Origin of the sequence: Falcatimonas sp. MSJ-15, assembly GCF_018918265.1 — a bacterium.
Classification (GTDB): Bacteria; Bacillota; Clostridia; order Lachnospirales; family Lachnospiraceae; genus Falcatimonas.
The window spans coordinates 200,831-219,656 of the sequence record NZ_JAHLQC010000004.1 but is presented as its reverse complement, the minus strand read 5'-3'; the positions used below and the strand labels follow the sequence as shown (position 1 = coordinate 219,656).

The following is an 18,826-nucleotide window of genomic DNA, read 5'->3' as shown; positions in this document are numbered from 1 at the left end:
ATGAATTATTCATTTACATTATATGACCTGGAGTATTTTTTACTGCTGCTGGTAAGAATATTAAGTTTCATTGGTACAGCACCTTTTTTTGGAGCTAAGACAGTTCCTAAGAGAATTAAGATACTTATGGCGGTTGTTGTAAGTTTTCTTGTATTTCAAGTGACACAGGATACAAAGGTCGAGTATTCAGGCGTTATAGAATATGCTACTTTTGTAATAGAAGAAGCAGTAATTGGAATGCTTCTTGGGTTGATTAGTAATATCTGTGTGCAGGTTATATATTTTGCAGGTAACTTTATAGATATGGATATGGGCTTTGCAATGGCAACTCTACTTGATCCGGCAACAGGAATTAATATATCTGTAACAGGTAATCTATATTATTATCTTGTTATGGCAATGCTTCTTGTTACGGATATGCATCAATATCTTATAAAGGCAATAGTGGATACATATCAGGTTATACCAGTTGGCGGGCTTATAATAAGAGCTTCACTTTATGAACATCTTATAGATTTTGCGGCTAATTATTTTTTGATAGGTTTCCGTATAGCACTTCCGGTATTTGCAACAATTCTTCTTGTTAATTCAATACTTGGGATACTTGCTAAGATAGCACCACAGATGAATATGTTTGTAATAGGTTTACAGTTAAAAGTTCTTGCCGGACTTGTAATATTACTTGCTATGGCGGGAATGTTGCCTGTAATATCTGATTTTATATTTGACTAGATTAAAAAGATGATTATTTTTACAGTAGAGGGAATGCACTAGTATGGAAGATGAAGCAGATGTAAGAGAAGATATTTTACATAAGAATAATATTAAAGCCAGTGATATATTGCAGTATAAACTGTTAGTTCCTATGAATATACAGTTCTTTGCAAAAGATGGACCGGGTGGCGAGAAGACAGAAGAACCAACGAGTAAAAAGCTTGATGATGCCAGAAAAGAAGGTCAGGTTGCAAAGAGTAAGGATCTGGTACAGTCAATAGAGCTTATAGGCTTGTTCTTATTACTTAAAGTATATGCCGGAACACTTGGTGAAAAGTGTATGCAGATATTTAATTATGTATATGGAATGATTCCTAAGATACTGGATGATTATTACGGATTACTTACAGTTAAGACAAGCATGGCGATAATCAGGACTCTTACACTTAAGATGGCGATTATTATACTTCCGATATTTGCAGTAGGTTTTGCAATCGCATTTATAGGCAATTTGGTTCAGGTAAAGTGGAAAGTGACAGCCAAACCGATGATGCCTAAGCTTAGTAAAATAAGTCCGATTAATGGATTTAAGAGAATGTTTTCAATGAGAACACTTGTTGAAACAGCCAAATCAATTGCTCTTATTATTATAATAATGGCACTTGTATATACAACAATTAAAGATAAACTTATGATGATTAAGGGATTATATAATATATCTCTTAATCAGGCGATAGAAGCGATTGGCGATATGGTCATTACGCTTGGTCTTAAGATTTCAATGTTTTATCTTGTGATTGGTATAACTGATTTTGTATACCAGAAGAGAAAACATCATAAAGAGATGATGATGACAAAACAGGAGATCAAAGACGAATATAAGAATACAGAGGGTGATCCTCAGATTAAAGGTCAGATTAGGAGAAGAATGCAGGAAGCTTCTAACAGAAGAATGATGCAGGCAGTTCCTACAGCTGATGTAGTTATTACGAACCCTACACATTTTGCGGTTGCCTTAAGATATGATCCGGATAATGGCAATGCACCTGTTGTAGTAGCAAAAGGTGAAGATTATCTGGCACAGAAGATTAAAGATAAAGCCCGTGAAGCAGATGTAGAGATAGTTGAAAATAAACCTCTTGCAAGGATGCTCTATTTCAATGTTGATGTAGGAGCACAGATACCACCTGAATTATATCAGGCAGTTGCAGAGGTATTAGCATATGTATACAAGATTAAGAATAAGTAACCTGGGGAAAGGAGGGCGAATGCATATGGATAAATTCAATCTTAGAAAAACAGATCTGGCACTTGGTATATATCTGCTTGCAGCAGTATGTTTTCTTATCATTCCTATTCCATCATGGATGCTTGATATTATGCTTGCCATTAATCTTGGTATAGCACTTATGATTCTTTTTAATGTACTTTATTCAAAAGAAGTACTTAATATGTCTTCATTCCCTACATTATTGTTATTTACAACAATATTTAGAATATCATTGAATGTATCATCAACAAGACTTATTCTGTCAACGGGTGATCCTGGTAAAGTAGTTCTTGCATTTGGTCAGTTCGTTGGTGGCAATAATATGGTAATTGGTGTAGTAATATTCCTTATTCTCATAATAGTTCAGTTTGTTGTTATCAACAAAGGTTCTGAACGAGTTGCGGAAGTAACGGCAAGATTTACACTTGATGCTATGCCTGGTAAACAGATGGCGATTGATGCAGATCTTAATACCGGTGCTATTGACGATGCAGAAGCAAAGAGAAGACGAGAGAAGATACAGCAGGAATCAGCATTCTTTGGTTCTATGGATGGTGCTACCAAGTTTGTAAAAGGTGATGCTACAGCAGGTGTAATTATCACAGCAGTTAACATTATCGGCGGTATTATAATGGGAATGACAAGCATGGGGCTTTCAGCTAATGAAGCAATCGAGAAATTTACTATATTAACAATTGGTGATGGCCTTGTAAGCCAGATACCGTCACTTGTAATTTCATTATCAACAGGTATTCTTGTTACAAAGGCTGGCAACAAGGAAGAACTTGGAGATACAGTTGTGCAGGAAGTATTCAGCATACCTAAAGTTATGTTTGTTGTAGGTGGTGCTATGATATTCCTGGGTGTTGTTACACCTCTTCCACTTATGGTATTTCTTCCTCTTGGCGGTCTTATTATATTTTGTGGAGTACTTGTTAATAAGAGTCAGGCTATTGCGGCAATTGAGAGTGAAGCACAGGATAATGAGGAAGAAGAAGCTAATGAGATTCGAAGACCTGAGAATGTTGTATCACTTTTATCAGTTGATCCTATTGAACTTGAATTTGGATATGGAATACTTCCGCTTGCAGATGTTAATCAGGGAGGAGATCTTCTTGACAGAGTTGTAATGATAAGAAGACAGATAGCACTTGAACTTGGTACAGTTGTTCCGATTATCAGATTACGAGATAATATTCAGCTTAATCCTAATCAGTATGTAATTAAGATTAAGGGAGTACAGGTAAGTGAAGGTGAGATTTTGTTTGACCATTATATGGCGATGAATCCGGGATTCGTTGAAGAAGAGATAACAGGTATTCCAACTGTTGAACCATCATTCCATCTTCCGGCAATATGGATTACAGAGAGTCAGAGAGAGAGAGCAGAGTCACTTGGTTATACAGTTGTTGATCCACCTTCAATAATCGCAACACATCTGACAGAAGTTATAAGAAGCAATATTGCAGAACTTCTTACAAGACAGGATGTATCTAATCTTATTAATAATGTAAAAGAGAAAAATCAGGCACTTATTGATGAACTTGTGCCAAAACTTATGAGTATTGGTGAGATTCAAAAAGTATTGCAGAATCTTTTAAGTGAGGGAATATCAATAAGAGACCTTGTAACAATATTTGAGACACTTGCGGATCATGCAGCGATTACAAGAGATACCGATGTACTTACTGAATATGCAAGACAGAGCCTAAAGAGAGCAATATCAAGTAAATATTTTACAAGTAATGAGACAGTAAGCGTTGTTACGCTTGATCCACAGGTAGAGCAGGATATTATGTCGAGTGTTAAACAGACAGAACAGGGGGCATATCTTGCATTAGATCCTGAGAAGACACAAAAGATTATAAAATCAGTAGAGACCGAGACTCAAAAGCTTGAGAACCTTGGAAAAGTACCAATAGTAATAACTTCTCCAATAGTAAGAATGTACTTTAAAAAACTTACAGGAGATTATTTTAAAGATTTAATTGTAGTCTCATATAATGAGATTGAATCAGACGTAGAATTACAATCAGTGGGGATGGTGACAGCATAAATGATAGTTAAGAAATTTCAAGGTGCGACAGAAAATGATGCGATATTATTGGCAAAGGATGAACTTGGACCTGATGCAGTGGTTCTTAATATTAAGACCATGAAGCAAAGAGGCGTATTTCGAATGTTTAAGAAAGATTTTGTCGAGATTACCGCAGCTGTGGAGGAGAAAAAGGAAGAAAACACTTCTAATGAGAAGAAATTTGTTATTCAGGAGGCAGATAGTGATAAAGTAGATGCCATAGAAGAAAAGCTTGATAGTCTGCATAATATGTTAAGGAGCAGACTTGAGGAAGATAAAACGGTTAAGAATGTAGAAACTTTAGACAAAAAAGAAGAACCAGAGAGTGTGGCAGAGGATAAAGTGGTGAAAACAGAAAATAAAAACGAAAAGTATTTATCATTAATCAGAAAAGTTCTTGTAGAAAATGAAGTAACACCTGAATATGCCGAACAGATAATTAGTGAAGTTGGAACTTCTCTTAAGAAAGAGACAGTTATTGACAGTATATTAGCTGCGGTATATCAGAAGATTGTATTAAAACTAGGAGAACCAGAGAATATAATTCTTAACAAAGACAAACCGGTTGTAGCTTTTTTTGCGGGACCGACAGGTGTAGGAAAGACTACAACAATTGCAAAGATAGCTTCAACTTTTAAACTTACCAATCAGGCAAGAGTAGCTCTTATAACATCAGATACATATAGAATAGCAGCAGTAGAACAGCTTACAACGTATGCAAGTATTCTGAGCGTTCCTATAAAAGTTGTATATACGCCACTTGAGATGAAAGAAGCTATAGATGAGTTTGCAGATTATGATCTGATACTTGTAGATACAGCAGGGCGTTCACATAAGAATCTTGATCAGTGTAATGAACTTCTTGATTTATATAATGCGATTAAGCAGTCAGAGACAGAGACAGAACTTATTCCATTCCTTGTACTTAGTGCGACAACCAGGTTAAAGGATATGCGAAGTATAATAGAAGTTCATAAAGCACTTGGTGAGTTAAGACTTATATTTACAAAACTTGATGAGACTGGGTGCGTTGGAGATATTCTTAACATAGTTATGTATTCAAAACTTCCGGTAGCTTATACTACTTTTGGACAGAATGTTCCGGAAGATATTAAGAAGCTTGATGCACAGGCAATAGCAAAACAGTTACTTGGAGGAAATGAATAGTATGGATCAGGCTGAGAGATTAAGAACCCTTATTAAAGATAAAACAGACAGCAAAACAGGCTGTAAGATTATTGCAGTCACAAGTGGAAAAGGCGGTGCAGGAAAGACTGGTATTGCTCTTAATATGGCGATTAACTTTAGCAGAATGGGCAAGAAAGTTATCATACTTGATACCGACTTTGGACTATCTAATATAGAAGTAATGTTTGGAATATATCCACAATATACTATCTCGGATTTTTTATTTAAAGGAAAGAAACTCAGTGAAGTTATAACTAAAGGATATGAGAATGTAGGGTTTATCTCAGGTGGTTCAGCAATAGTCAAACTGTTAAATGTAGATAGTCATGAGAGAATGCTTATCTTAAATAGAATAAAAGAGTTAGAAGAAGCATGCGACATTCTTATGATTGATACAGGCGCAGGGATATCGGATGCAGTTGTTGATTTTCTGATTCCAAGTAATGAGATTGTACTGATAACAACACCTGAACCTACGTCAATAACAGATGCGTATGCACTTGTGAAGACACTTTCAATTAATGAGAATTATAATAAAGATAATGCCGATATAAAAGTATTATGTAATAAAGCAAATAGTGAAAAAGAAGGCAATCTTATATATGAAAAACTGAATTCAGTAACTGAGAGATTTCTTAAGATTAAGTTAAGTTATCTCGGATATATACCTTATGATAATCATATACCAAAAGCAATAATGAAACAGGTTCCGGTTACGATAGAATATCCGGAATCATTAGCTTCACGTTCATATAAGAGAGTGGCACAAAGGTTATCAGGAGAAGTGAAAGAGTCACAAAATAACAATAGAATGGAGATTCTGTTCTCTAAGTATTTTATGACAAAAAGAGGTTATTAGAATTAATTATTAACAGATACAGGAGGTGAGGATATGCTTTCAAAGGTCGTGTCAGTTGGAAACAGAATAGATATAGTAATTAAAAAAGCAAGGCTTGAGGACGCAGATGTATCCTATCCAAGTAAAATATATGACATTATAAGTAATGACAGATTAGTTTGTGCAATGCCTATACATAATAACAAACTGGTATTGCTTGCAACAGGAACGAGATTTGAACTGTATCTGTATTCAACGCTTGGAATGTACAGGTGCAAAGCAGTTATATCAGATAGATATAAGGAGAATAATGTATATCTGTTTGAAATTGAATTACTCTCAGAGCCAGAAAAGCATCAGAGAAGGCAATATTATAGAATGGAGACACTTTTAGACATAAAATATAAACCGTTTTCAGAAGAAGAATATGAAGAATATGAGCAAAATGGTATTATTTCAGGAACAATGGAAGAAAAAAATTATGTAAACGGAACAACTGTCGATATAAGTGGTGGTGGAATGAAATTTGTGTCGAAAGAACAGCTTGAACCTGGTGTACAACTTTATTGTATTTTGACAGTTAACTACCTTGGAATAGAATATAATATTGGAATAGTTGGTAATATTTTGACTTCAGTGTCTGTTATAAACAGATCAGGGTTTTATGAACACAGAATGGAATATATGACAATAAACGGTAATGAAAGAGAGATAATTATCAAATATATATTCGAAGAAGAGAGAAAAAAACGGAAAAATAGAAAGGTGTGATGCAAAATGTCTAAAAAACTTCTTATAATTGATGATTCTGCACTCATGAGAAGAGTAATATCTGATATAATAAAGTCAGATATTCGTTATGAGGTTGCTGATATAGCTTCGAATGGTCTTGAAGGTTTCGACCTTATTGTTGCAAATCCTAACAAATATGACGTAATTCTTCTGGATATTAATATGCCAAAGATGAATGGACTTGAATTGTTAGAACAGTTACAAAAGAGACGAATCCGACAGACAATTGTAGTAGTTAGTACTGTTGCTAAAAAAGATGCAAAAGAGACGATAAAAGCACTTGAACTTGGGGCGTTCGACTTTGTTACAAAACCAGAGAACTTCATCGAGACAAAAAGTGATTCGTTTAAAGAGAAGCTTTTGTCGATAATAGAAGTCGCTTCATCATCGTCTAACAGAACTAAGACATATACTACATACAAAGAAAGACCTCGTGACACAACGAAGAGTACTGAACAGACGGCACGAATATCATCACTTCAAAGACCAAGGACAGCTCCGGGAGCTTTTAAGGCAGAATCATATAGAGGAGTTAAGAGTAACCAAAATAAGATAGTTGCTCTTGCAACATCAACAGGAGGACCAAAATCACTGCAGGATGTTATTCCCTATCTGCCAGCTAATCTTGATGCGGCTGTTGTACTTGTACAACATATGCCAAAAGGATTTACAGCATCATTAGCATCAAGACTTAACGACCTTAGCAAGGTAAAAGTTAAAGAGGCGGCTCATGGAGATGTTATTGAAAAGGGGTGTGTATACATAGCACCTGGTGGATCACAGATGAGAATTGCAAAATCAGGTTCACTTCATAAGATAGTCATAACTGATGAGCCTGCAAGAGGCGGATTGAAACCATGCGCAGATATTATGTACGAATCTTTGACGGAATCAGGTTTTGATGATATAACCTGTGTTGTTCTTACGGGAATGGGAGCAGATGGAACATCAGGAATAAAGCAGCTTAAAAAAAGCAAGAATGTATATGTAATATCCCAGAATGAAGAAACATGTGTAGTTTATGGAATGCCAAAAAATGTTGCAGAAGCCGGTCTTTCTAATGAAGTTAGAGCATTAGGTGAGATTGCCGGTTCAATAACTAAGAACGTGGGGGTACGTTAAATGGATATTAGTCAGTATTTGGAGATTTTTTTAGATGAATCTAAAGAGCATTTACAGAATCTGAATGAGCAGATTCTTATTTTGGAAAAGGAACCTGAGAACACAGACACAATTAATGAGATATTCAGGGCAGCACATTCTCTAAAAGGTATGGCGGGAACCATGGGCTTTAAGCGAATGCAGCGACTTACTCATGACATGGAGAATGTATTCTCAGAAGTTCGTAATGGTAAACTTAAAGTAACAGCCGGAATGGTAGACGTATTGTTTCAGTGTCTTGATGCTATTGAAGGATATATTAGTATTATCCAGGAGACAGCAGATGAAGGAACTGAAGATAATGAAGCTATTATAAAAGAACTTAATGACACACTTGCAGGTAAAGAAGATGGAGATCCTATGGTATCTGATTCAGAACCTGCAAAAGAGAAAGAACCTGCAAAAGAAGATAAACAGGCAGTTGATCTTTCTAATATAGTAGTATCAGAATATGAAAAACACGCATTTGACGAAGCAACGGAAAAAGGTTTGAATGTCTATTCAATAGTTGTGCATGTAGATGAGACATGTGTACTAAAAGCAGCAAGAGCATTTTTAGTATTTAAAGCTCTTGAAGAATGTGGCGAGATTGTAAAATCAGTTCCATCAACACAGGATATTGAAGATGAAAAATTTGACTTTGACTTCTCAGTATTTTTTATCACATCAGAAAAGCTTGAAGATGTACTTGCAAAGATAAAAGAAGTATCAGAGATAAAATCAGCTGAAGGAGTTGTAATAGATCCTAAGACAGTTAAAGTTGAAGGAGAAGAAAAAGCAGAAGAAAAGCATGAAGAGACAAAACCTGCTGCAACACAGGCTAAAGAGACAAAGCCTGCAGCAAAGACAGCACAGACAGGAAAGCCTGCTACATCAAAACCTGTTGTTAACCGTTCAGTCAGAGTTGATATAGAAAAGCTTGATGTATTAATGAATCTTGTCAGTGAGCTTATTATAGCCAAGAATGGTCTTGTATCAGTAAGTGCATCAGACAGCGCACATAATACACAGGGCTTTAATGAACAGATAGAATATCTTGAAAGAGTAACAACTAACCTTCATGAATCAGTAATGAAAGTACGAATGGTTCCTATTGAAAGTGTTGTTAATCGTTTCCCTAGAATGATTCGTGACTTAAGTAAAAAACTTAATAAAAAAATGGAACTGTATATGAGTGGTGAAGATACAGAACTTGACAGAACAGTTATTGATGAGATTGGTGATCCACTTATGCATCTGTTAAGAAACTCAGCAGACCATGGACTTGAGAGTGCAGAGATAAGAGCAGAGAGAGGAAAACCTGAAGTTGGTTCAATCTTCTTAGATGCATATCAGGATGGTAACAATGTTGTTATTGAAGTAAGAGATGACGGTAACGGTATTGATATTGAAAAAGTAAGAAATAAAGCAATAGAAAAAGGAACAATTACACCGGAACAGGCAGAAGGAATGTCTGATAAAGAAATTGTAGACTTATTATTCAAACCTAGTTTCTCAACAGCAGAGAAGATATCAGATGTATCCGGACGAGGTGTAGGACTTGATGTTGTTAAGACTAAGATAGAGGCACTTGGTGGTGATGTTGAAGTTAAGACAACATACGGTGAAGGAAGTACATTCATTATAAGACTTCCACTTACACTTGCTATCATACAGGCACTTATGGTTGAAGTTGGTAATGAAAAATATGCAATTTCACTAGGTTCAATACAGACAATTGAAGATGTACCTGTAAGTGATATTAAGTATGTTCAGACTAAAGAGGTTATTCACCTTCGTGGTACAGTAATTCCATTAATAAGACTCGCAGATGTACTTGATGTACCTGATAAGAAAGAAGATGGAGAAAGTCTTACAGTTGTTATTGTTACAAAAGGTGACAAGCAGGCAGGTATTGTTGTAGACAGCTTAATTGGCCAGCAGGAGATAGTTATCAAGTCACTTGGTAAATTCATTAACATTAACAAGATTATCAGTGGTGCTACAATTCTTGGTGATGGTGAAGTCGCACTTATTGTAGATGCCAATGTATTAGTATAGATGGGGGTGGCTTAAGATGGAAGATAATAAGATTGCAGTATCATCAAAACAGTTTATTGTTGTAAAAATAGATAATGAACAGTTTGGTATTAATATTGAATATGTTGACAATATAGTTCGTATGCAAAAGATTACAAGAGTACCAAAAGCACAGCATTATTTTAAAGGTGTAATTAATCTTCGAGGCGAGATAATTCCGGTAATGAGTATACGTCTGAAGTCAAATCTTAAAGATGATGTATATACAGATAAGACAAGAATTATCATCTTAAAACCTGAACAGCAGGCAGTGATAGGAATGCTTGTGGATGAAGTAAAAGAAGTAGTTACTCTTGAAGAAAGCGAAATCGAGAAGATAGTAGCAGATAATAATGCAGATGAAAAGACATCATACATTAATGGTATTGGAAAGAGTAAAGGTGAGCTGATTTCTCTATTGAATATACAGGGAGTTATCTCAGACAAGGAAACTATGTAGGGGTGTAGAGTATGGCTAATATAAACCTTGAAGATATGAATTCAATGCAGTTTGATGTATTAAAAGAGATTGGAAATATTGGTGCAGGTAATGCAACATCAGCACTTGCACAGCTGCTTAATATTAAGATAGACATGAGCGTTCCAAATGTGGCACTGCTTCCATTCAAACAGGTAACACAAAGTATAGGAACAGAAGAGGATGTTGTAGTAGGAATACTTATTACACTTGACGGTGATGTCAATGGAATGATGATGTTTTTGATGGATTTGAAATCTGCACATCATCTGGTAAATCTTCTTATGGGTGCAGATGTCAATAAGCAGGATGAGTTCTCAGAGATTGAATTATCAGCACTTAATGAAGTGGGAAATATTATTTCAGGAGCCTACCTGTCATCATTATCAACATTGACAGGGCTTAGTATTATATCATCGATACCAAGTACAACAATAGATATGGCAGGAGCACTTCTTAGTGTTCCTGCAATAGAATTTGGAAAGATTGGAGATCAGGTACTGTTAATACAGACACAGTTTGGAGAAAACGATTTGGTAAAAGGTTTCTTCCTCTTGGTTCCAGAACTTGATTCCTATAATAAGATATTAAGTTCTTTGGGTTTGTAAGGTAAGGGAATATCATGGAGAATATGATTAAAGTAGGCATGGCGGATCTTGCAGTATGTAAATATCCGGATGCGTTGACGACACTTGGACTTGGTTCATGTGTGGGAATAGCATTATATGATCCTGTTACAAAAGTAAGTGGTCTTGCGCATATAATGCTTCCCGACAGTACCAAAATTAAGAATAATCAGAATATAGCTAAATTCGCTGATACAGGGATAGAAGAACTGATTAAACAAATGATTAAAATAGGAGCTTCAAAGACAAGACTCGTAGCAAAGATAGCAGGTGGAGCGCAGATGTTCGCATTTAAGACATCAACATCGCAGGCAAATGATATGATGCAGGTTGGTGCAAGAAATGTTGAAGCGGTTAAAGCTGTTTTGAAGAAAGAAGGAATAAGATTATTAGCAGAAGATACAGGACTTAATTATGGACGAACAATTGAATTCTATTCTGAGAATGGGCAGTTATTAATAAAGCGTGTTGGCAAGGAGTCGAAAACAATTTAGTTGGAGATGGTTAGATGAGATTCAGAAATTTACCGGCAATTGTTACATTAAGTGCCGCGCTTATAGCAAATATTATTTTGATGATTACAGGTAATAACGCTACCAATGCTATGTGGCAGTTGTTAATAGTAGTGATAGTGTTTTACATAATAGGGTTGATTGCAAGAAAAGTACTAAACGCTTTCTTTAAAGAAGAGGAGCAAGATGAAGAGAAAGCCGATGAAGACACAGAAGGAGATAACCTAGAAGAAAACGATGAGAAAGAGAAAGAGGAAAATGAATCAGAAGTTTCAGAGGTTTCAGAATCTTCAAATGAACAAGAATAAACTTATATTAAAGAAAACTGGAGGCGACCACAATGGATGAGACTGCAAGAGCAAAATTATGGGCAGAATACAGCAAAAACAATGATGCTGAGATAAGGGAACAGATTATTATTGAGTATTCATCACTTGTAAAAATAGTGGCAGGAAGACTTAGCATGTATCTTGGATACAATGTAGAGTATGAAGACCTTGTAAGTTATGGGGTATTTGGTCTTATTGATGCCATTGACAAGTTTGATTACGAAAAAGGCGTAAAATTCGAGACATATGCAAGTCTTAGAATCAGAGGAGCAATACTTGATCAGATTAGAAAGATGGACTGGATACCAAGATCATTAAGACAGAAGCAAAAGAAAATGGATGCAGCCCTTGCAAAGATTGAACTTGAAAAAGGAAGACTTGCAACAGATGAAGAACTTGCCGAAGAATTAAATCTTGAGATGGATGAGTTATATACATGGCAGGGACAGACTAAGATTAATAATCTCATATCACTTGATGAATATATAGATCAAGGCAGTGAGATGCGAATGGATTCAACTCATAATTCATATTTTGAACAGCCGGAATCCGTTATGGAAAAGCAGGAATTAAAAGAGATGATAACGCAGGCATTAGAAAGCCTCACAGAAAAAGAAAAGAAAGTAGTTCTTCTATATTATTATGAAGATATGACATTAAAAGAGATAAGTAAGGTTTTGGAAGTATCCGAATCAAGAATATCACAGTTACATACAAAAGCCTTACAGAAGATGAAAGGCAAATTGGGTAATTACGTTAATATGCTTGTTACAGTCAAATAAGCATAAGAGTACTTATATGTAAGCAATATAGAAAGAGAGGGCTAGTTGCATGCAGGATAGGAATGGGTATTTTAAAATTATTAACAAACCTGACGGAACATATATTAGAATTATACCACCTGACGGGAACGGAAGACCTGTCAGGTTTGAAGAGGTTACACGCTATATAGAGTCTAACAGAATAGGCGAGTATAATCAGCAGGCTTTATCAAAGATTCTAAAAACTGCCAGAACGATGACAGATATAAGACTTAATTCGATGGATGCACCAGTTGTTGATGAGACAGTAAAGATACTAGTCTCAGAAGATAAGATGCGTGCAGTGGCACGTTTTTATCCACCATCAGATGATGGAAAAGATCTTAATTATCAGAGTATAATTGATGCAATAGAAGCATGTGGAATAAGATATGGAATTGATAAAGAGAACATTGATAACTATATAAGCAATAGACTTTATTGTACAGATTATATTATCGCAAATGGGAAAAATGTGAGAGAAGGACATGATGCAAAGCTAATATATAATTTTAATACCAATCCTAATACAAAGCCAAAACATAACGAAGATGGAACTGTTAACTGGCATCAGCTTGATATAATTAACCATGTTAAGGCAGGAACAGTTGTAGCGACCATAATTCCCGAAGATCAAGGGGAAGAAGGAATTAATGTTCTTGGAATTGTAACGAAACCTAAAAAAGTTCAAAAGAAGAACTTTAAATATGGCAAAAATCTGTATGTATCAGAAGATGGGCTTAATCTTATAACCGAGATAAGCGGGCATGTAAGTCTTGAAACAGATAAAGTATTTGTATCAAATACTTATCAGGTTCCGGCAGATGTTGACAATTCAACCGGTGATATTGAGTATGATGGTAACGTTATTGTAACAGGAAATGTAATTGCGGGATTTTCAATTAAGGCAACTGGTGATATAATTGTAAATGGTGTAGTCGAAGGTGCCAATCTTGAAGCAGGTGGACAGATAATATTACAGCGTGGTGTGCAGGGCATGAGTAAAGGCAGACTTAAAGCTGGTGGTAATATTGTCTCAAAATTTATGGAGAATGCTAATGTTGTATCCGGAGGATTCATAGAAGCAGAAGCGATTCTACATAGTAATATTACAGCTAAGAGTGACATAGTAGTCAGTGGCAAAAAAGGTCTGATTATTGGCGGATATATACGCAGTGGTACGATGATTGAAGCAAAGACAATTGGTAATATGATGGAGACAGCAACAATAGTTGAAGTAGGTATTGATCCTGCAGTAAAAGACAAAGTTAACAGACTGAGAATTAAGATGCAGGAAGAAAGCGAAGAAAAGTTCAAGTTAAAACAGGTAATAACACTATTACAAAAAAAACAGCAGAATGAAGGAATATCAGAAGAAAAACTAAAAAAACTTCAGGCAGCAACAAAACAGGTAATAGTACTTGATCAGGCATTAAAAGCGCTTAGGAAAGATTATGATGAACTTTTAACAGAGCTTGATGAAAAAGAAGATGCATGTATCAGAGTTACAGGAACAATATATCCTGGAACAAAGATAATAGTATCAGACGTAAATAGATATCTAAAGACGCAGGAGAACTATTGTAAATTTGTCAAAGAAGCTGAAGAAGTAGTAAGAAAACCACTTTGATAAGATATTATACTTTTAAGTGATATAATGATATAATAGATATAACATTTAATAGATATAATGCTTAAAAGGCTTTGACAGAAGTTTTTTTCATAATATAGAGGAGGAGATAATATGCCTATCAATCCAATTGAGTTTCAGGGAAGCATACCAAGAACACAGGATGTTGCCCAGCAGAAGTACCATGAGAATATGAAGCCTCAAAATGATCAGATGAATTTTCAGACGCAGTTAGACCGTAACATATCTAATAAGCATCAGCAGGTTAGTAAACAGGATAATGCTGATAAAAAAGAAAAAAAGTATGATGCGAAAGAGAAAGGTAATGGAACATATTACAAACGTGACGGTGATAAAAAAGGGAAGGAGAAAAAACGAACTAAAGAGTCTGAAAAACTGAAAAATATGGAACATGGCATGTTTGACATAAAAATATAGGTATAGAGGAGCCTTGATAATGACAGCTTTAGAGATTTTTTTACTTATTATAGGAGTTGTACTGATATTTGGAAGTTTTTTCCTGACAGATAAAAAAAACAATAATGCAGTACAACAGACAGGAGAAATTAATGTGGAGATTACACAGGCACAGAAGCACAAGATAGAGCTTCAGGTCGAGAATATAATTGATGATACATTAAAAACATCTGTTGATAAGACAGAAGCAGAATTTGACAAGATATCAAATAAGAAGATGACAGAGCTTAGTGATTACAGCGAGAATATAATTAATGATATTAATAAGAATCATAATGAAGTTATGTTCTTGTATGATATGCTTGGAGAAAAAGAAAAAGAATTAAAATCAATACTTACAGAGATTGATGGAACAAAAAAGCGTGTAGCTGAGTTAAAAGAACAGTCCTATGCAGAAGTATCTAAAAAAGCAGAAGATACTTCACAGTTTTTTAATGCTAAGATTATGGAACTTAAATCCGAGATGGAAAATGTTGTGAATGCTATTGAAAAAGCAGCAACAGAAGCTACAGAAGCGATTGAAGAAGTTAAGAGTAGAAAAGATGAATTAACTAATACGAATATAGTTAGTAATGAACAGAAAGATTCTACTGATAATAAGTCAGATATTATAGTTAGTGAAGATGATAAAGAGACATCTTCATTAAGTGATAAAGATATCTCTTCAATAAGTGAAGATAAGAGTGATTCACATAATAATGCGATATCAGAAGATACAGATATAGCAGTTAATACATTATTAGAAGATAATAGGGATGATAATGGTAACAGCGAAGAAGATATACAGCCTAATAATGAGACAGACAGTAAGAATTCTGATAGTGAAAAATCAGATATAGATAAAGATAATACTGTGAAAGAAAAAGAATATAAAAAATCAAAGAATCAGGCATCACGCAGTTCATCAAGAAATAACGGACGTGGTGCACAAAAGAACCAGAAAGGCAGGAAAAATTCAAAAGATCATAGAGCCACAAGATATGGTAAATATGATAATGCAATAAGCAGTGAGTATGCTAAAAAAGCAGAAAATACAACGATTGAATTTGACGCAGGTTCTAATAATAATAAGCAGATTCTTGAATTACACAGTCAAGGAAAGACTAATATAGAGATTGCAAAAGAACTTGGACTTGGAATGGGAGAAGTAAAACTTGTAATTGACTTATTCAGAGGTGGTAAACGATGAAACTAAAATACTATGTAAGAGGACTAGGGATAGGAATTGTATTTGCCACACTCTTATGCGTGATTTCATTTAAGGTAAGTGGTAAGACTGATATGTCTGATACTGAAGTTATTAAAAGAGCTGAAGCACTTGGTATGATAATGAAAACAGATATATTAAAGGAAGAGACATCAGAAGAAGAGACATCAGAAAAAGAGACAACTACAGAGACTAAAGATAATAAAGAAGAAACAGAATCTGAAAGTGAGGCAGACACGAAAGAGACAGTCAATGAGTCTAAGGCAGAGACTATTGCAGAGACTTTACCTGCACAGACAGAACCGGTAACAGAAGCTATTATTCAGACGGAAGCTGTTACCGAACCGGTAACAGAACCGGTAAAAACTGTAATAGAGAATATATCAGTTGATGTTATTAGTGGAATGGATTCAGGTTCAGTGTCAAAGCTTTTATATGCAGCAGGTGTTGTGAATGACGCCGCTGAATTTGACAGATATCTGGTAAATAATAATTATGCCAATAATATAAGAACAGGCAATTATGTCATTCCTAAAGGAAGTTCCTATGACGAGATAGCGAAAATTCTTACAGGAAGATAAAAATAGAAAAATACTCTTGCAAAGCCATAAAAAATGTGGTAAAATGGCAAGCGGTGACTAAAAAACACATACGCGTTAAGACGGACCGGTGCTGTTTATACAGTAATCCGTTAATTGAACGTATGGAAGAAATTAACCAAATGGAGGTAAATTATGAGCGTAATTTCAATGAAACAATTACTTGAAGCAGGTGTTCATTTTGGACATCAGACAAGAAGATGGAACCCTAAGATGGCTGAATACATCTACACAGAGAGAAATGGTATTTATATCATCGACTTACAGAAATCTGTAGGTAAAGTAGATGAAGCTTACAAAGCAATTTCAGATGTAGTAGCAGAAGGTGGTACAATCCTTTTCGTTGGTACTAAGAAACAGGCTCAGGATGCTATCAAATCAGAAGCAGAACGTTGTGGTATGTTCTATGTTAACGAGAGATGGTTAGGTGGTATGTTAACTAACTTCAAGACAATCCAGAGCAGAATCGCAAAATTAAAAGAAATCGAAGCTATGCAGGAAGATGGAACATTCGATGTTCTTCCTAAAAAAGAAGTTATTAACTTAAAGAAAGAATTAGAAAAATTAGAGAAAAACCTTGGTGGTATCAAGAACATGAAGAAACTTCCAGATGCTATCTTTGTTGTAGATCCAAAGAAAGAAAGAATCTGTATTCAGGAAGCTCATACACTTGGAATTCCACTTATCGGTATTGCTGATACAAACTGTGATCCAGAAGAATTAGATTATGTAATTCCTGGTAACGATGATGCAATCAGAGCTGTAAAACTTATCGTTTCAAAGATGGCAGATGCTGTTATTGAAGCAAATCAGGGTGAACAGGTTACAGAAACTGAAGATGTAGTTGAAGAAGCACCTGTTGAAGCTTAATAAGTACAGTTTATAACTTATTGTAACTAATGCTTCAGCCTGTATGACAGGTTGAAGCATTTTTTGAGAAAAATATTTTTTTGATGGAGGAATTTACAATGGCAATCACAGCAGGAATGGTAAAAGAATTAAGAGAAATGACTGGCGCAGGTATGATGGATTGTAAGAAAGCATTATCTGCAACTGATGGAGATATGGACAAAGCAGTTGAGTTCTTAAGAGAAAAAGGACTTGCAGCAGCAGCTAAAAAAGCTGGTAGAATCGCAGCAGAAGGTCTTGTTAAGACAGTTGTTGATGGCGATAAGAGAGCAGCTATCGTAGAAGTTAACTCAGAGACAGACTTCGTTGCTAAGAATGCAGATTTCAATGCATATGTTGAAGCTGTAGCAGCTCAGGCATTAAGTACAACAGCAACAGATATCGAAGCTTTCCTTGAAGAGCCATGGGCACTTGATACAACTAAGACAGTAGCTCAGGAATTATCAAGCAAGATCGCTGTTATCGGTGAGAACTTAAGCATCAGAAGATTTGCTAAGATCGAAGCAGAAGATGGTTGTGTAGCATCATACATCCATGCTGGCGGTAAGATTGGTGTATTAGTTGAAGCTAAGACAGATGTAGTTAACGATGATATTAAAGAATGTTTAAGAAACGTAGCTATGCAGATCGCAGCTTTAAATCCAAAATATACATCAAGAGAAGAAGTAGAAGCAGAATTTATCGAGAAAGAAAAAGAAATCTTAAAAGCTCAGATTATGAACGATCCTAAAGAATCACAGAAACCTGAAAAAGTTATCGAAGGTATGATCGCAGGACGTATCAACAAAGAGTTAAAAGAATTCTGTCTTCTTGATCAGACATATGTTAAAGCAGAAGATGGAAAACAGTCAGTTGCTAGTTATGTAAAATCAGTTGCAACAGCAACAGGTGCTAACTTCTCAATCAAAGGATTCGTTCGTTTCGAAACTGGTGAAGGTATCGAGAAAAAAGAAGAAAACTTTGCAGAAGAAGTTGCAAAACAGATGGGTATGTAATTATAAGATAACACTAAGTCTATCAGACGTATGTTATTGATATAATTAATACAGAATCTAACATATTGCATATTGAGTAGAATAACGAGATATTGCATAATAACAAAATAAAAACAATAAAACAATAAAATTAGTAAAACAATAAAACATCAAAAACATCATTAAG

At 35.2% G+C, this 18,826-nt stretch carries 19 protein-coding genes; all 19 read left to right on the top strand.

Annotated features, from left to right (window positions below):
- The 19 genes from fliR to tsf all read left to right on the top strand — a co-directional run bounded on the left by fliR (window position 1) and on the right by tsf (window position 18,660).
- Entirely contained in the window at window positions 1–732 is a 732-nt protein-coding gene (gene fliR, locus KQI85_RS04635; RefSeq protein WP_216574924.1) for a flagellar biosynthetic protein FliR, read from the top strand.
- A 43-nt stretch (window positions 733–775) separates the two neighbouring features.
- Window positions 776–1,963, top strand: coding sequence for a flagellar biosynthesis protein FlhB (gene flhB, locus KQI85_RS04630; RefSeq protein ID WP_216574923.1), 1,188 nt, complete (start codon window positions 776–778; stop codon window positions 1,961–1,963).
- Between the two features lie 25 nt (window positions 1,964–1,988).
- Complete coding sequence (flhA, locus tag KQI85_RS04625; RefSeq protein ID WP_216574922.1) at window positions 1,989–4,040, top strand: flagellar biosynthesis protein FlhA; 2,052 nt, start codon at window positions 1,989–1,991, stop codon at window positions 4,038–4,040.
- On the top strand, window positions 4,041–5,228 hold the full coding sequence (flhF, locus tag KQI85_RS04620) for a flagellar biosynthesis protein FlhF (protein WP_216574921.1): 1,188 nt from the start codon (window positions 4,041–4,043) through the stop codon (window positions 5,226–5,228).
- Between the two features lies 1 nt (window position 5,229).
- The gene (locus KQI85_RS04615; RefSeq protein ID WP_216574920.1) at window positions 5,230–6,108 is read left to right on the top strand and encodes a MinD/ParA family protein; all 879 of its coding nucleotides are present in this window, start codon (window positions 5,230–5,232) and stop codon (window positions 6,106–6,108) included.
- Window positions 6,109–6,141: 33 nt separating this feature from the next.
- Window positions 6,142–6,858: a flagellar brake protein gene (locus tag KQI85_RS04610; protein ID WP_216574919.1), complete on the top strand. Its 717-nt coding sequence runs from the start codon at window positions 6,142–6,144 to the stop codon at window positions 6,856–6,858.
- Window positions 6,859–6,864: 6 nt separating this feature from the next.
- Complete coding sequence (locus KQI85_RS04605; protein ID WP_216574918.1) at window positions 6,865–8,001, top strand: chemotaxis response regulator protein-glutamate methylesterase; 1,137 nt, start codon at window positions 6,865–6,867, stop codon at window positions 7,999–8,001.
- Window positions 8,002–10,080, top strand: a complete 2,079-nt coding sequence (locus KQI85_RS04600) for a chemotaxis protein CheA (protein WP_216574917.1) — start codon at window positions 8,002–8,004, stop codon at window positions 10,078–10,080.
- A 16-nt stretch (window positions 10,081–10,096) separates the two neighbouring features.
- Complete coding sequence (locus KQI85_RS04595) at window positions 10,097–10,558, top strand: chemotaxis protein CheW (RefSeq protein WP_216574916.1); 462 nt, start codon at window positions 10,097–10,099, stop codon at window positions 10,556–10,558.
- A gap of 11 nt (window positions 10,559–10,569) precedes the next feature.
- The gene (locus KQI85_RS04590) at window positions 10,570–11,184 is read left to right on the top strand and encodes a chemotaxis protein CheC (protein ID WP_216574915.1); all 615 of its coding nucleotides are present in this window, start codon (window positions 10,570–10,572) and stop codon (window positions 11,182–11,184) included.
- Between the two features lie 14 nt (window positions 11,185–11,198).
- Window positions 11,199–11,696, top strand: coding sequence for a chemotaxis protein CheD (locus KQI85_RS04585; protein WP_216574914.1), 498 nt, complete (start codon window positions 11,199–11,201; stop codon window positions 11,694–11,696).
- A 14-nt stretch (window positions 11,697–11,710) separates the two neighbouring features.
- Window positions 11,711–12,022, top strand: coding sequence for a hypothetical protein (locus KQI85_RS04580; protein ID WP_216574913.1), 312 nt, complete (start codon window positions 11,711–11,713; stop codon window positions 12,020–12,022).
- A 32-nt stretch (window positions 12,023–12,054) separates the two neighbouring features.
- A complete protein-coding gene (locus KQI85_RS04575; RefSeq protein ID WP_216574912.1) occupies window positions 12,055–12,825 on the top strand; it encodes a FliA/WhiG family RNA polymerase sigma factor in 771 nt (256 codons plus the stop codon).
- A 49-nt stretch (window positions 12,826–12,874) separates the two neighbouring features.
- Window positions 12,875–14,473, top strand: a complete 1,599-nt coding sequence (locus tag KQI85_RS04570) for a DUF342 domain-containing protein (protein WP_216574911.1) — start codon at window positions 12,875–12,877, stop codon at window positions 14,471–14,473.
- A gap of 114 nt (window positions 14,474–14,587) precedes the next feature.
- Complete coding sequence (locus tag KQI85_RS04565; RefSeq protein WP_216574910.1) at window positions 14,588–14,911, top strand: hypothetical protein; 324 nt, start codon at window positions 14,588–14,590, stop codon at window positions 14,909–14,911.
- A gap of 19 nt (window positions 14,912–14,930) precedes the next feature.
- The gene (locus KQI85_RS04560; RefSeq protein ID WP_216574909.1) at window positions 14,931–16,139 is read left to right on the top strand and encodes a DUF6115 domain-containing protein; all 1,209 of its coding nucleotides are present in this window, start codon (window positions 14,931–14,933) and stop codon (window positions 16,137–16,139) included.
- Window positions 16,136–16,738 (top strand): hypothetical protein, encoded by a 603-nt coding sequence (locus KQI85_RS04555; RefSeq protein ID WP_216574908.1) that lies wholly within the window; start codon window positions 16,136–16,138, stop codon window positions 16,736–16,738. The genes KQI85_RS04560 and KQI85_RS04555 overlap by 4 nt, the downstream gene beginning before the upstream one ends.
- Before the next feature lie 153 nt (window positions 16,739–16,891).
- The gene (rpsB, locus tag KQI85_RS04550) at window positions 16,892–17,626 is read left to right on the top strand and encodes a 30S ribosomal protein S2 (protein ID WP_216574907.1); all 735 of its coding nucleotides are present in this window, start codon (window positions 16,892–16,894) and stop codon (window positions 17,624–17,626) included.
- A gap of 98 nt (window positions 17,627–17,724) precedes the next feature.
- On the top strand, window positions 17,725–18,660 hold the full coding sequence (gene tsf / locus KQI85_RS04545) for a translation elongation factor Ts (RefSeq protein ID WP_216574906.1): 936 nt from the start codon (window positions 17,725–17,727) through the stop codon (window positions 18,658–18,660).
- The last annotated feature ends 166 nt before the right edge of the window (window positions 18,661–18,826 follow it).

Coding starts and splice junctions, on each gene's coding strand:
- fliR (WP_216574924.1), top strand. CDS start 1: ATGAATTATTCATTTACATTATATGACCTGGAGTATTTTTTACTGCTG.
- flhB (WP_216574923.1), top strand. CDS start 776: ATGGAAGATGAAGCAGATGTAAGAGAAGATATTTTACATAAGAATAAT.
- flhA (WP_216574922.1), top strand. CDS start 1,989: ATGGATAAATTCAATCTTAGAAAAACAGATCTGGCACTTGGTATATAT.
- flhF (WP_216574921.1), top strand. CDS start 4,041: ATGATAGTTAAGAAATTTCAAGGTGCGACAGAAAATGATGCGATATTA.
- KQI85_RS04615 (WP_216574920.1), top strand. CDS start 5,230: ATGGATCAGGCTGAGAGATTAAGAACCCTTATTAAAGATAAAACAGAC.
- KQI85_RS04610 (WP_216574919.1), top strand. CDS start 6,142: ATGCTTTCAAAGGTCGTGTCAGTTGGAAACAGAATAGATATAGTAATT.
- KQI85_RS04605 (WP_216574918.1), top strand. CDS start 6,865: ATGTCTAAAAAACTTCTTATAATTGATGATTCTGCACTCATGAGAAGA.
- KQI85_RS04600 (WP_216574917.1), top strand. CDS start 8,002: ATGGATATTAGTCAGTATTTGGAGATTTTTTTAGATGAATCTAAAGAG.
- KQI85_RS04595 (WP_216574916.1), top strand. CDS start 10,097: ATGGAAGATAATAAGATTGCAGTATCATCAAAACAGTTTATTGTTGTA.
- KQI85_RS04590 (WP_216574915.1), top strand. CDS start 10,570: ATGGCTAATATAAACCTTGAAGATATGAATTCAATGCAGTTTGATGTA.
- KQI85_RS04585 (WP_216574914.1), top strand. CDS start 11,199: ATGGAGAATATGATTAAAGTAGGCATGGCGGATCTTGCAGTATGTAAA.
- KQI85_RS04580 (WP_216574913.1), top strand. CDS start 11,711: ATGAGATTCAGAAATTTACCGGCAATTGTTACATTAAGTGCCGCGCTT.
- KQI85_RS04575 (WP_216574912.1), top strand. CDS start 12,055: ATGGATGAGACTGCAAGAGCAAAATTATGGGCAGAATACAGCAAAAAC.
- KQI85_RS04570 (WP_216574911.1), top strand. CDS start 12,875: ATGCAGGATAGGAATGGGTATTTTAAAATTATTAACAAACCTGACGGA.
- KQI85_RS04565 (WP_216574910.1), top strand. CDS start 14,588: ATGCCTATCAATCCAATTGAGTTTCAGGGAAGCATACCAAGAACACAG.
- KQI85_RS04560 (WP_216574909.1), top strand. CDS start 14,931: ATGACAGCTTTAGAGATTTTTTTACTTATTATAGGAGTTGTACTGATA.
- KQI85_RS04555 (WP_216574908.1), top strand. CDS start 16,136: ATGAAACTAAAATACTATGTAAGAGGACTAGGGATAGGAATTGTATTT.
- rpsB (WP_216574907.1), top strand. CDS start 16,892: ATGAGCGTAATTTCAATGAAACAATTACTTGAAGCAGGTGTTCATTTT.
- tsf (WP_216574906.1), top strand. CDS start 17,725: ATGGCAATCACAGCAGGAATGGTAAAAGAATTAAGAGAAATGACTGGC.